Origin of the sequence: Paenibacillus chondroitinus NBRC 15376, assembly GCF_004000765.1 — a bacterium.
Taxonomy (GTDB): Bacteria; Bacillota; Bacilli; order Paenibacillales; family NBRC-103111; genus Paenibacillus_E; species Paenibacillus_E chondroitinus.
The window spans coordinates 135,535-148,334 of sequence record NZ_BILW01000004.1; the positions used below are offsets into that span (position 1 = coordinate 135,535).

At 48.5% G+C, this 12,800-nt stretch carries 12 protein-coding genes; 10 read left to right on the forward strand and 2 right to left on the reverse strand.

The window, feature by feature from the left end:
- Positions 1–10: 10 nt before the first annotated feature.
- The 8 genes from PCH02S_RS07090 to PCH02S_RS07125 all read left to right on the forward strand — a co-directional run bounded on the left by PCH02S_RS07090 (position 11) and on the right by PCH02S_RS07125 (position 8,958).
- Positions 11–1,297: a CCA tRNA nucleotidyltransferase gene (locus tag PCH02S_RS07090; RefSeq protein WP_127451437.1), complete on the forward strand. Its 1,287-nt coding sequence runs from the start codon at positions 11–13 to the stop codon at positions 1,295–1,297.
- A 59-nt stretch (positions 1,298–1,356) separates the two neighbouring features.
- Positions 1,357–2,325 carry a biotin--[acetyl-CoA-carboxylase] ligase gene (locus PCH02S_RS07095; RefSeq protein ID WP_127451439.1) on the forward strand — a complete coding sequence of 323 codons (969 nt, stop codon included), beginning with the start codon at positions 1,357–1,359 and terminating at the stop codon, positions 2,323–2,325.
- Positions 2,326–2,582: 257 nt separating this feature from the next.
- Entirely contained in the window at positions 2,583–3,437 is an 855-nt protein-coding gene (gene panB / locus PCH02S_RS07100) for a 3-methyl-2-oxobutanoate hydroxymethyltransferase (RefSeq protein ID WP_127451441.1), read from the forward strand.
- Positions 3,438–3,464: 27 nt separating this feature from the next.
- The gene (gene panC, locus PCH02S_RS07105) at positions 3,465–4,328 is read left to right on the forward strand and encodes a pantoate--beta-alanine ligase (RefSeq protein WP_127451815.1); all 864 of its coding nucleotides are present in this window, start codon (positions 3,465–3,467) and stop codon (positions 4,326–4,328) included.
- A 5-nt stretch (positions 4,329–4,333) separates the two neighbouring features.
- A complete protein-coding gene (gene panD / locus PCH02S_RS07110; protein ID WP_127451443.1) occupies positions 4,334–4,717 on the forward strand; it encodes an aspartate 1-decarboxylase in 384 nt (127 codons plus the stop codon).
- Between the two features lie 79 nt (positions 4,718–4,796).
- Entirely contained in the window at positions 4,797–5,390 is a 594-nt protein-coding gene (locus tag PCH02S_RS07115; RefSeq protein WP_127451445.1) for a tetratricopeptide repeat protein, read from the forward strand.
- 89 nt (positions 5,391–5,479) lie between these two features.
- On the forward strand, positions 5,480–8,335 hold the full coding sequence (dinG, locus tag PCH02S_RS07120) for an ATP-dependent DNA helicase DinG (RefSeq protein ID WP_127451446.1): 2,856 nt from the start codon (positions 5,480–5,482) through the stop codon (positions 8,333–8,335).
- A gap of 2 nt (positions 8,336–8,337) precedes the next feature.
- A complete protein-coding gene (locus PCH02S_RS07125; protein ID WP_127451448.1) occupies positions 8,338–8,958 on the forward strand; it encodes a redox-sensing transcriptional repressor Rex in 621 nt (206 codons plus the stop codon).
- A 44-nt stretch (positions 8,959–9,002) separates the two neighbouring features.
- On the opposite strand, the gene PCH02S_RS07130 is transcribed toward PCH02S_RS07125, so the two are convergent.
- Positions 9,003–10,004 (reverse strand): inorganic phosphate transporter, encoded by a 1,002-nt coding sequence (locus PCH02S_RS07130; RefSeq protein WP_127451450.1) that lies wholly within the window; start codon positions 10,002–10,004, stop codon positions 9,003–9,005.
- Between the two features lie 62 nt (positions 10,005–10,066).
- The gene (locus PCH02S_RS07135; protein ID WP_127451452.1) at positions 10,067–10,693 is read right to left on the reverse strand and encodes a DUF47 domain-containing protein; all 627 of its coding nucleotides are present in this window, start codon (positions 10,691–10,693) and stop codon (positions 10,067–10,069) included.
- Positions 10,694–10,937: 244 nt separating this feature from the next.
- Here PCH02S_RS07135 and PCH02S_RS07140 point away from each other — a divergent pair, with 244 nt between their 5' ends.
- Entirely contained in the window at positions 10,938–12,233 is a 1,296-nt protein-coding gene (locus tag PCH02S_RS07140; protein WP_127451454.1) for an amidohydrolase, read from the forward strand.
- A gap of 40 nt (positions 12,234–12,273) precedes the next feature.
- Positions 12,274–12,768 (forward strand): cell wall elongation regulator TseB-like domain-containing protein, encoded by a 495-nt coding sequence (locus tag PCH02S_RS07145; RefSeq protein WP_127451456.1) that lies wholly within the window; start codon positions 12,274–12,276, stop codon positions 12,766–12,768.
- The last annotated feature ends 32 nt before the right edge of the window (positions 12,769–12,800 follow it).

The following is a 12,800-nucleotide window of genomic DNA, read 5'->3' on the forward strand; positions in this document are numbered from 1 at the left end:
TAGGAGTAACATGTTGGATGCTGGAAAAATTTTGGAGGAAGATCGTGGTGCGTCCTATGTGCTGGCTAAGCTTACGGAGGCAGGTTATGAAGCTTACCTCGTAGGCGGCTGCGTACGGGATGCCGTGCTTGATCGACCGATTAAAGATATTGATATCGCAACGTCAGCCTTGCCGGAGCAGGTGATTGCCTGCTTCCCGCGGACGGCGCCGACAGGGCTTCAGCACGGAACGGTCACTGTCATCCTGCAGCAGGGGACGTATGAAGTGACGACGTTCCGCCAGGAGGCGGAGTATGAGGGCTTTCGCCGCCCGGCTTCCGTCGCCTATATCTCCGACTTGACGGAGGATCTGAAGCGGCGCGATTTCACCATGAACGCGATGGCGATGGACCGCGGGGGCCTAGTGATCGATCCGTTTGCAGGGCAAAAAGATCTCGCTTTAGGCGTGCTCCGCTGCGTAGGCAAAGCGGAGGAACGTTTCGGCGAAGATGCGCTGCGCATGCTTCGCTGCATTCGTTTTGCCTCGACCTATGACCTGCGGGTCGAGGAGAGCACGTGGCAGGCGCTGCTTGCGCAAGCTCCGCTGCTGCGCCACATCGCCATGGAGCGCGTGCGCAGCGAGCTCCAGCGCATGATTGACGGCCCAGCCCCTGCGCGGGCGGTCCGGCTGCTCCTGGCGAGCCGCCTGACGGCGCATCTCAAAAAGCAGCTTCCGCTGCCTTTTGAGCGCTGGCTCGCCTGGGATGACGCGCTGGACGCGGTCAGCGCGCTGGAAGAGCAGCATGACCGCTGGTCCATGCTGCTGATGCTCTTGGAGGTGCCGGCGGACGTAGTCCGCACGGCCCTCCAGGAGCTGACCTTCTCCCGCGCCGACGGCGACGCGGTAGAGGCTGTGCTGGCCCTGCGCGAAGCAGTGGCCGTCTCACCTGCAGACCCTGCTCCGCTGGAGCGGGTCTGGAAGCTTGGCGCGGTGCGCCGCGGCGTAGCCGCCGCCCGCGCGCTGCTGCGGCTGCTGCGTGCGCTGCAGCCCATAGCCGATCAGCGCGGCGAGCTCGCGCTGTTTCTTGAAACCACCGCGCCGGAGCTGGTAAGCCGCGGGGAGGAGTGGCTGAGCGAGGTACCTTGCTTCAGCCTGAAGGAACTCGCCATATCCGGCAAGGATTTGGCGTCGGAGCTGGGCATGCAGCCGGGCCCTTGGATGGGCAAGCTGCTGCAGGACCTGCTGGAACGAACCGCGCTCGGGGAATTGCCGAACGAGCGAGAAATGCTTTTACAAGCCGCGCGTGCTGCAAAGTAGCAGTGCGCGTGGTTTTTTACTTTTGTTTTTCCAACTAGTCTTTAAATGGAGTGAAAAAGATGAATGAGCGGATTTTAGAACTGTTTCAAGAGACTCCGGAAGCTTATGTGTCTGGAGAGGAGATCAGCCGAAGATTAAATGTGAGCCGTACGGCGATTTGGAAGCATATCGAAGAGCTGCGGGCTGCCGGTTATGAATTTGAGGCAGCACCTCGCAAAGGATATCGGTTGGTGAGCAAACCGGATAAATGGCAGATAACCGAGCTGCTGCAAGGATTGAAGACGAAAGTGCTCGGGCAAAAAGTGCATGTGTACGGAGAAGTAGACTCCACTCAGACAATTGCGCACGCCCTGGTAGCTTCAGGAGCTTCTGAAGGCACGCTTGTGCTTGCCGAGGCACAAACAGCCGGGCGCGGCCGAATGGGGCGTGCGTGGCATTCTCCGGCAGGCAAAGGGATCTGGATGAGTCTGGTGCTGACGCCAAAGGTGCCAGTTTATTTCATGCCGCAGCTAACCTTGCTGAGCGCGGTCGCCCTCTGTCGGGCGATTCAGAAAGTATGCCGCGTGGACATTGGGATCAAATGGCCGAATGATTTGCTGATCAAGGGGAAGAAAGTCAGCGGTATTTTGCTGGAAAGCAGCGGCGAGGATGAGCGGCTGAAATATGTCATTGCCGGGATTGGGATCTCCGTGAATTTGAAAGTCGAAGACTATCCGGAGGAATTGCGTTCAATTGCAACTTCCTTGGCGATAGAATCTGGAACGGAAATCAAAAGAGAAACGTTGGTGCAAGCCTTTCTTCTAGAATTCGAAGATCTGTATGCTTTGTATTTGCAAGAAGGTTTCTCCCCGATCCGATTGCTTTGGGAAGCTTTGAGTGTCACGCTCAAGCGTCCTATCCGCACGCACACACCTATGGGTGTAATTGAGGGTATTGCAGACTCTTTGGATGACACTGGCGCGTTAACGGTGATTAAAGGGGACGGAGAAAGAATCAAAGTTTATTCCGGCGATATTGAACTGCGTTAGAAAAGTTAAGGTATCAATTGGAAGCTATATTTGGTATAATTGAGTAACGAGGCGGTATCCTTAAAGGAACTGCACTTGCTGCTATTCAAGCGTAGTAACATGTTCAACTCAGCCAAATAATGAGTAAACAAGAGGTTGGATTCTGCTCTGAGCCTACGGGACCGAGACAGAAGAATCATTGGATTCTTTCTGCATGCGATCCTTTTAGCTCTTAGCTAAAAGGTTTTTTTATTTTATATGAGGAAGCTGGGATACAAATGGAAAAGCGAAAGCCGCTAACAACAGCCAGAATGAGAAAAATGAAGCAAGACGGTATACCGATTACGATGGTAACCGCTTATGATTACCCGTCAGCTCGCTTGTCGGAAGAAGCCGGCGTTGACGTGATCCTCGTTGGAGATTCACTGGGAAATGTTGTGTTGGGGTATGATTCGACACTGCCTGTGACGCTCGATGACATGGTATATCATACACGTGCTGCCGTACGCGGGGCTTCGAACACGTTTATCGTAGCGGATATGCCATTCTTTACGTACCACGGAAGCTTGGATACTACCCTCAAAGGTGTCGCCCGCCTAATGCAAGAAGGTGGCGCGAAAGCGGTGAAGCTGGAAGGCGGAGCTGAGATCGCGGCAACGGTCAAAGCGATCACAGAGGCTGGGGTGCCTGTTGTCGGCCATCTTGGCTTAACCCCGCAGTCGGTTCATCAACTCGGCGGTTTCCGCGTACAAGGCCGCAGCTCCGAGCAAGCAGAGAAGCTGCTTAGCGATGCGAAAGCCATCGAGGAAGCGGGAGCTTTCGCGATTGTGCTGGAACTGGTTACCGATGAGCTGGCCGAATGGATTTCCAAACAGTTGTCGATCCCGACAATAGGCATTGGGTCAGGGGTTCACTGCGATGGGCAAGTTCTGGTCTACCATGATCTTTTGCAGTATGGTTCTGACAGTGCGCCCAGAAAGTTTGTAAAAGCTTATGCGAATATCGGGGAAACTATCCGTGAGGGCATTCGTGAGTATGTAAAAGAAGTGAAAGAGCGGACGTTCCCCTCACAGGAAAATACGTTCCACATGGATAATGATGTAGTTCAATATTTGTACGGCGATAAGGAGTAGTGAGCGGCCATGAAAGCGATCCAGACGATGGAAGTGATTCATTCGATTGCCGATTTGCGTTCCCGTATTCGGGAATACCGACGTAAGAATGATGGATCTGTAGGTTTTGTGCCTACGATGGGGTATTTACACGAGGGCCACGCCAGCTTGCTGCGCAAAGCGCGGTCACAGAGCGGGCTTGTTGTTCTAAGCATTTTCGTCAATCCGCTGCAATTTGGACCTGGGGAGGATTTTGAGCGATATCCGCGCAATACGGAGCGGGACCTCGAGGTGGCGGAGGCAGCCGGCGCTGATCTTGTTTTTATGCCCTCTGTGAGTGAAATGTATCCGACCCCGACACGGACGACGGTTGCCGTGTCAGGGCTTACCTCGAGGCTCTGCGGGGCTTCGAGGCCGGGGCACTTCGACGGCGTTGCGACTGTGGTTAGCAAGCTCTTTCATATCGTACAGCCGGATCAAGCCTTTTTTGGGCTGAAGGATGCCCAGCAAGTTGCCGTCATTCAGCAGATGGTGCAGGATCTGAATTTGCCGGTCGAAATCGTCCCTTGCCCAACCCTGCGCGAACAAGATGGTCTCGCCATGAGTTCACGCAATGTGTACCTTTCAGACGAAGAACGGAAGCAAGCGTTAGTCTTGTCGCAAGCTTTGGATAAAGCAAAGGAATTCGTACTGTCTCGCCCTAACTTCAATACCGCCGAGCTTGAAAGCCTGGTTAGGAAGCATATCGCGACAGCGCCGTTGGCCGTAATTGATTATGCGGAAGTACTTGCATTTCCGACGTTGGAACCTTTTGAGAACAGCACTCATACCCATTCAATCATTCTTGCCCTTGCCGTTAAATTCGGCAAAACACGTCTAATCGATAATGTCATTATACAATTGAGGAAGTGAAGTTTATGTTTCGCACAATGATGAAAGCTAAGATCCACCGCGCTACCGTAACAGAAGCGAATTTGAACTATATTGGAAGCATCACGATTGATGAGGATTTGCTTGATCTTGTTGACATGCTGCCCAATGAGAAAGTGCAAATCGTGAATAACAATAACGGGGCACGCCTTGAAACGTATATCATTGCAGGCCCACGCGGGACAGGAGTCGTCTGTTTGAACGGTGCCGCGGCACGTTTAGTGCAAGAAGGAGATACGGTCATTATTATGACGTATGCCATGATGACGGACGAAGAAGCCAAGAAGCATCAACCAACGGTTGCAATCATGGGAGCAAATAATAAAGTTGCCCAATTGTTAAAAGAAGAGGAGCATTCCACCATCCTTTAAGATGGTCCTTTCCATGCATGAAATCGGCTCTGTTTACAAAGAATGAGGGTAAGCTTTCGAAGCAAAGGTGGGATGCCAAATGTTTAAGCATTTATTTTCCACAATGAACGAGGTTTTGGAAGAAATCCAAAAAGAATATCCGAATAGTGATGTGGAGAAAAGAGCGGAGCTTGACGAACAGTTGCAAGTGTTGAAAACAATGAGTGATGAGTTCATTGAGGCGTGGCTGCTTTTTGAGGAGAAACTGGGAAAGTTCTATGGGGCCGTGCCGATCAGTACCCAAACCCTTCATAAAGAACTGATGGATCTTGATCTGTCCGGGAAACAAACGGATGAATTTGTCCGGGGGCAAGGGTACTACAAGCTTTATATGTATGATCAAGCGATCAAAGAGTTTGAGGTCTTGATTCGCAGGCAGCCTGATTTTTTGTTGGCGAGGGTCTATTTGGCGATGGGGCATCTGCGTAAAGGGGAGTTTGGAGAGGCGTACAGGCACTTCAAATTCCTCCTGCCTCTAACGGATAATTCCAAGATGAAAGCTATTTCCTACAACGCCATGGGAGTCATACAGGTGCAGAATCAGAATATAGAAAAAGCTTTCGAGTATTTTCAAAAAGCGTACCATACCGACCCCTCATGTATGGAGCCTCTCATCAATCTGGACGAGTCCTGAAACCAATATGGCGATCAGGTATTCCCTTTTCCTAATAAGATTTGGTATGCTAGGAGAAGTGCAGGACGAAGGGATTGAAGATACACGTCATGAAATTTGCAGTTTTGGATTTTGAAACGACAGGAAGTCAGCCTACGGATGAGATCATCCAAGTTGGACTGGTCATTATAGATCAATTTCAAATTATCGACAGGTATACTTCTCTGGTTCATCCAGGGATGGGTATACCTTCTTCCATTACGACACTTACTGGCATTACGGATGAGATGGTTGCAGATGCTCCCACGCTTGATCAAGTGATGTCGGATATGTTCCCACTCTTGTTTGATTGCGTGCTTGTGGCGCACCATGCGGCATTTGACGTTTCTTTTTTGCAAAGGGGACTGACCAAAACCGGGTACCCGCCATTCTCAGGCCGAGTACTGGATACGATGGATATGCTCCGCATATTATTCCCATCGATTTCCAGTCTTCAATTGAGCATGGTAGCCGGTTTGTTTGGCATTGACCATGAACGGCCTCATCAGGCTGACAGCGACGCAGAGGTTACTGCTGAAATCTGGATCAGATGTCTGGAAAGGCTGATTGGACTGCCTCTCCTTACGGTCCAGCGGTTGCAGCATATTTTTGAGAATAGCTCCAGCGATTTGGGTTGGTTTTTGGACGAAATATGTTTATATAAAGAATCGATTACGAGCATTGATACGGATACGAATCGTTATTTCCGCCAATTTACGCTGAATGTCACCGATTGGGGCGAAGAGGATGACATCCGCGGACCTTCGGATGAAGATGGATTAGGCGCCTCTTTCCAACAATTTCATCAAGGCTTGAAGCTGGCGCTTCAGCAGAAGTTTGAGATTTTCGAAGAGCGGGAATCGCAAGAGCAGATGATCTACGAAGTGGAGAAATCGCTGGAGAACGATCAACACTTGATGATTGAGGCCGGAACGGGCACAGGGAAATCGCTTGGGTATTTGATACCAGCTCTTTATTATGGCATCAAATATGAGAAGAAAGTAGTTGTCTCCACGCACACGATTAACCTGCAAGAGCAGCTCAGAGAGCGGGATATTCCGCTGCTGAAAGAGATATTTCCAGTTCCTTTTAAGGCGGCAGTGCTCAAAGGAAGAAGTCACTATTTGTGCTTGCGCAAATTTGAGACGAAATTGACAACGCGGGATTACGAGAATGGCAAAGAGGACCCGATCACAGCGGCACAAATGGTCGTTTGGCTGAGCGAAACGGAACATGGGGATGAAGAGGAAATCCATTTTGGGAATAAAGGCGCTCAATTCTGGTATTCGGTAGCCAGCGATACAGACTCGTGTCTAAACCGGATGTGCCCATGGTACAAAAAGTGCTTCTATCATCGCGCGCGTAATGACGCCAATACGGCTGATGTGATCATCACGAATCATTCCCTTCTATTTACCGATATGAAGGCGGAGAACCGCCTCCTGCCGGCTTACAAGCACCTTGTGATTGATGAGGCACATCATTTCGAAGAAGTGGCGAGTAAACATCTTGGAATCGAGCTGCATTCCTCAGCGATGTATCATTCCTTGACCTGGCTTTACAAAGATAATCGGAGCGGGCAGCTGCCGATGCTGCGGTTCCGACTGCGGAAATCGGATGAGCAGCAAGAACGCGCAGCGGGATGGAGTCATACGATTGACGGCCTTTTCCCAAAAATCGTGCAAATCAAAGAGGATTGGGACCGGCTGAGCGAATCGCTTTATGAGCTGCTGTCGTCCAAAAGCGATCCGTCGCAAACGGAGAATTCCTCGTATGTCCTGCGCATGAAGCCGGAGACATTGCCTGCTAATTGGCACGAGCTGCTGACAATGGAGGACAACATTTATCTGAACGCGAATGATTTGCTTCGCACGCTTGATAAATTGTTAAGCGATGTGAAGGAGCATCAGGACGTGTTCGGGGTTCAAGGCTTAGTGACGGATCTTAACGGCACCGTGAAAGAGCTCTATGAGCATCGAGATGCCCTGCATTTCTTTATGAAAATGGCGGATGAAGGTTATGTCTACTGGATGGAAGCAGGGACGTACGCCAGGGCGAAGTCGCTTCAGCTGATCTCAGTACCGACGGACGTCAGCGGCTTGCTTCAGCAGCATTTCTTTGAGACAAAAGAAAGCATCATCATGACCTCGGCAACATTGTCCGTGAATAAATCCTTTCAATACTCCGCTGATCAATTGGGCCTAGTGATTCCGCAGGATGAAGAGAGCGGTAAGCTCAAAACGGTTCAATTGCCTTCTCCTTTTAACTATCGTGAGCAAGCTTTGGTTGTTATTCCAAGAGATTTTCCTACGATTAAGGGAGCTGGGGATCCCGTTTTCATTGCATCCCTCATTGAATCCTTAAGTGAAGTCGCTATCGTGACCAAAGGTCGAATGCTGATCTTGTTCACATCCAATCGGATGCTCAAACAAATTTATGCCGGGATGAAAGACTACTTGAAAGCTTATGGGATTACTGTGCTTGGCCAAGGGGTAGACAGCGGCAATCGCAGTAAATTAACCCGAATGTTCCAGGATAACAAGATGTGCGTGCTGCTTGGCACGAGTTCATTTTGGGAAGGTGTAGACATTCCTGGAGATGCGCTAAGCTGCTTGGCCATTATCCGGCTGCCGTTCCAACCTCCGAATCATCCGCTCGTTGAGGCCAAATGCGAAAATATTAAGAAACGGAACGAGAACCCGTTTATGAAATTTTCTGTGCCGCAGGCGGTCATTCGATTTAAACAAGGCTTCGGCCGGTTAGTTAGACGTGCATCTGACAAAGGGATTGTGATCATCTACGATACGCGTGTCATCGAAACCTTCTATGGCAAGCACTTCCTCTACTCCCTGCCAGGACCCAAAATCGAGCATATGACAACGGAACAAATGTTACCAAGGATTGAGCAGTGGATGGGGGAGGCGTAGAAATGAAATCACAAAAAATATCGGAAGCAGTTGTTCGCAGGCTGCCCATCTATCTACGGTTCCTGAACGAGCTTGCCATGAAAAATGTCGCAACGGTATCTTCGCAGGATTTGGGTCAAAAACTTGATCTGAATCCGGCCCAGATTCGTAAAGATTTGGCCTATTTCGGCGAGTTCGGTAAAAAAGGCATCGGATACGATATTGCTTATTTGATCGAAAAAATAAGACAGATCCTCAAGCTGGACCGCCATATCCAGGTGGCTCTTGTCGGAGCGGGGAATCTTGGCCGCGCATTATGCAATTATAATACTTATCTGCGAAACGATATGAAAATTGTCGCTGTTTTTGATGCGATGCCCTCCAAAGCCGGAGAGACGATTAATAATTTGACGGTTCAACCGATGGGGGAAATGAAGGCTGTTCTATCGGAGTTAGGCGTACGTATCGGGATTATAACGGTACCTGCGAGCGAAGCTCAAAATGTGGCCAATCAATTTGTTGCTTGCGGCATTGAAGCTATTCTGAACTTTGCGCCGGTCATTATTAAGGTTCCTCCGGAAGTTCGCGTGCATTATGCGGATTTTACAACGGAGCTGCAAAGTTTGGCGTACTATTTAGACTAAGAAATAAAAAAAACCGTCAGTATTCCCTGACGGTTTTTCTGTATTTAGAAGATCAATCTGAAAATAAGGAAGTATATGGAGTATGCGAGCGCAATGCTGATCGGTATGGTAATGACCCAAGTAATCAACATGCGGCTGACGGTTCCCCATTGAACTTCATGGAAACGCATGACACTGCCTGTCCCAATAATCGCGGAGGAAATAACATGTGTTGTGGATAATGGTTTTCCGATATGGGTGGAGAATTGAATGACAAGTGACGATGTGAGATCGGATGCGAATCCGTTAATCGGCTCGATTTTGACAATTTTCCCGGATACGGTCTTGATGATTTTCCAGCCACCGATCGAAGTTCCCAGACCCATTGCTAGTGCCGCTGAAATTTTAACCCAAAGCGGAACGTCCAGCGTCGTTTGAACATCGGCTGCGACCAGACCGAATACGATAATGCCCATCGCTTTCTGTGCGTCGTTACCGCCATGCGAGTAGGAGAGCAACCCGGCAGAAATAATCTGCAAAGTCCTGAAAACGCGATTAAGCTTGGATCTGGACGTATTGCCGGACCAAATGACGATGTACTTGATTAAAAGCATAATGAGGTAACCAAGGGCAAAGGCAATGATCGGCGAAAGAATCAATATGATAATGATTTGCGTAAAACCGCTCCAATTAACCGCGTTCACACCGGCACCGGCGATCACTGCACCGGCAAGGGCTCCGAGCAGGGTGTGGGAAGAAGAGGAGGGAATCGCAAGATACCATGTCAGTAGGTTCCATATAATCGCCGCGAGCAGGGCTGCGATTACGATTTCAACGCCATTGGCAATTTGGGCAGGGTTTGCGATGCTGCCTCCTACCGTTTTGGCAACTTTGGAGGATACCATCGCACCAACAAAGTTTAACGTCGCTGCCATGGCGATAGCTACCCGCGGACTGAGGGCGCGCGTAGAAATGGATGTGGCAATCGCATTGGCTGTATCGTGAAATCCATTGATGAAATCAAAAAGTAAGGCTAGTACAACAATTACGATCAAATAAGTTAACATGATTTCCTCCTAAGAGCTTTCCATTCGGAAAACTATCTTCGTACACATAGACCGGTTGAGTCTTATGAATAACGAAGTACTACGCTATCTAGGATATTGGCTACGTCTTCACAAGCGTCCGTTGTTTCTTCCAAGCGCTCATAGATCTCTTTTAGCTTAAAGTCTTCGTATACATCTTTGCGCGTGATGAAAATTTGACGGATTCCTTCACGCATCAAGCGATCGCCGTCATTCTCAAGCGAGTTAATGGCAACTGTATGTTCAGGAATTTGCATATATTTTTTCTTCGCAAGCAATTTGAATGCATCAAGCATATGTTGGCAGGAATCCACGATGACAGCCGAGAAGTCTTTCATATATGTATCCGTATGCGAGACGTTCAAATAGTCGAAACGAGCGATTGTAGCTTCAATACCATCCGTGACATCATCCACTTTGGAGGCAAGAACCATGATGTCCTCACGATCGATCGGTGTAATGAACACTTTATTGAGTCCTTTGAAAATTTCGTGAGTGATGGAGTCTCCAGCATGTTCAAGATCGTGAATGGACTGAACGTAGTCTATAGGGGATTTGTCACCCATCATGGCTGTGCGGAACAGCTGTGCAGTTTGCAGTGCGTTTTCTGCAGCGCGGATGAGCAATTGCAAGAAATCGACTTCGTTCTTTTTTGTGAATAACGTGGTCATAAATGCCTCCTAGTATTTACTATATGTACAAGATTTTGATCGAATTTATAAGATAAACAGACCAACTTGTTGAAAAAACTCACAAAATTAAAAATATCATAACAATTGGACCTAAAGCAACGAAAATTCCGTGACATTTTACAATTTCTTAACATTGTACACTTCCTTGATTTTACAAGCCTTAAGATGTAAAGTTTATAAAGCGGTGTTTAACTTAGAATGAGCATAGAGAGGGTTTTTTAGTATGAAAAAAACATTAATTATGAACGGTCATTTTATTTCTACGATTGAAGGAAAATCATCAATCAAAGGCTGCATGGTCATAGAAGGCGATCTGATTACATATATCGGTGAACAAATTCCTGAACCCAAGGAAAACTACGACGAAATCATCGACGGTACGAATAAATTGTACATGCCCGGCTTAGTCAATACGCATGGTCATGCCGCGATGTCATTGCTGAGAGGTTACGGTGACGATCTAGCCCTGCAAATTTGGCTGGAAGAGAAAATGTGGCCGATGGAAGCGAAATTTACCGCCCAAGATGTGAAATGGGGGACGAGTCTGTCCATTTTGGAAATGATGAAGGGCGGGACTACGACTTTTGTCGATATGTACGACCATATGAATGAAGTGGCGAAGGCTGTCGAGACATCAGGCATGCGCGGCGTTCTTGCTCGCGGTGTGATCGGACTGTGCCCGGTTGATGTACAGACGGCTAAGCTGCAAGAAGCCACTGAGTTTGCAAAAACATGGCATGGTGCTGCAAATGGACGTATCACGACGATGATGTCTCCTCATGCGCCTTACACATGTCCTCCGGATTATATTGAACGAATCGTTCAGGCTGCTCACGATTTGAATTTGCCGATCCATACTCATATGTCGGAAACAAGCCGTGAAGTGCAAGGAAATGTAGATCAATACGGACTGCGTCCTGTTGCCCATCTGGAGAAGATCGGCGTATTCAGCCGACCAACGCTTGTAGCCCATGGCGTCCATTTAACGGATGAAGAAATCAATGTTCTCAAACAATATGATGTCCGTGTTTCTCATAATCCGGGAAGCAATCTGAAGCTTGCTTCCGGCGTAGCACGCGTGCCTGAATTGCTTCGTGCCGGGGTGAAGGTTTCACTTGGTACGGACGGCGCAGCTTCAAATAACAATTTGGATATGTTTGAAGAAATGAGACTCGCCGCGCTGATTCACAAAGGCGTTTCTGGTGACCCGTTGGCTGTCCCCGCTGCTGAAGCATTGATGCTAGGTACGAAGATGGGGGCCGAATCCATTTGGTTGGATAACGTAGGACTACTGCAGCCAGGCATGAAAGCGGACTTTATCGCGCTGGACATCGATCAGCCTCATTTCCTGCCAAAAACAGATTTTGTTTCTCATGTTGTCTATTCCGCTTGTGCCAAAGATGTCGTCGATGTCTGTGTGGACGGCAATTGGCTTGTCCGCAAAGGGGAATGTTTAACGATGGATGAAGAAAAAATCAAGCGAGAATTTGAATTGTGTTTTGACCGATTAATTGGTTAAAAAGGTGCCGGCAATTTGGTTGGGGAGGTGAGCGGCGCTGATGGGTGCAAAGCGAACGAGAATTATTACTTTTGGCGTGTTTATTGTATTGACGCTTGGCGTCGTACTCAGCCGCTTCTACTTAAATGTGCAGAAGGATCATTGGGATAACAAACGCATGGCGGTAGAGACTGCTTTTGAGAAAAGCATCATGACGAAAGCGGCCAAAGTGGATTTCTTTTATGGAGATGAGCCTTTTCGGATCGTTTATGGCGAAGATAAGCTCGGCCAAGGTGTCATTGTATGGGTCTCTGATAAGGACGTTCATACAGAGATGGCTTCTGAAGGCTTCACGGAAGCCCAAATTCGAGATACGGTTATGAAGAAAAATCCGGGTGTGGAGATTGAGCGTATCATGCCGGGGATGCTTGGCCAGGAGTACGTTTGGGAAGTTTTTTATAAAAAGACAGACGATAGCGGTACAAGATATTATTATGATTATTATAAATTCAAAGATGGACTTTATTTAGATACGTACAGACTCAGCCTGCAATAGGCTGAGTTTTTTTGTTTCCACTCATTTCATAA

Excerpts from the sequence above, each read along its gene's own strand:
- PCH02S_RS07090 (WP_127451437.1), top strand. The coding sequence starts at position 11 with ATGTTGGATGCTGGAAAAATTTTGGAGGAAGATCGTGGTGCGTCCTAT.
- PCH02S_RS07095 (WP_127451439.1), top strand. The coding sequence starts at position 1,357 with ATGAATGAGCGGATTTTAGAACTGTTTCAAGAGACTCCGGAAGCTTAT.
- panB (WP_127451441.1), top strand. The coding sequence starts at position 2,583 with ATGGAAAAGCGAAAGCCGCTAACAACAGCCAGAATGAGAAAAATGAAG.
- panC (WP_127451815.1), top strand. The coding sequence starts at position 3,465 with ATGGAAGTGATTCATTCGATTGCCGATTTGCGTTCCCGTATTCGGGAA.
- panD (WP_127451443.1), top strand. The coding sequence starts at position 4,334 with ATGTTTCGCACAATGATGAAAGCTAAGATCCACCGCGCTACCGTAACA.
- PCH02S_RS07115 (WP_127451445.1), top strand. The coding sequence starts at position 4,797 with ATGTTTAAGCATTTATTTTCCACAATGAACGAGGTTTTGGAAGAAATC.
- dinG (WP_127451446.1), top strand. The coding sequence starts at position 5,480 with ATGAAATTTGCAGTTTTGGATTTTGAAACGACAGGAAGTCAGCCTACG.
- PCH02S_RS07125 (WP_127451448.1), top strand. The coding sequence starts at position 8,338 with ATGAAATCACAAAAAATATCGGAAGCAGTTGTTCGCAGGCTGCCCATC.
- PCH02S_RS07130 (WP_127451450.1), bottom strand. The coding sequence starts at position 10,004 with ATGTTAACTTATTTGATCGTAATTGTTGTACTAGCCTTACTTTTTGAT.
- PCH02S_RS07135 (WP_127451452.1), bottom strand. The coding sequence starts at position 10,693 with ATGACCACGTTATTCACAAAAAAGAACGAAGTCGATTTCTTGCAATTG.
- PCH02S_RS07140 (WP_127451454.1), top strand. The coding sequence starts at position 10,938 with ATGAAAAAAACATTAATTATGAACGGTCATTTTATTTCTACGATTGAA.
- PCH02S_RS07145 (WP_127451456.1), top strand. The coding sequence starts at position 12,274 with ATGGGTGCAAAGCGAACGAGAATTATTACTTTTGGCGTGTTTATTGTA.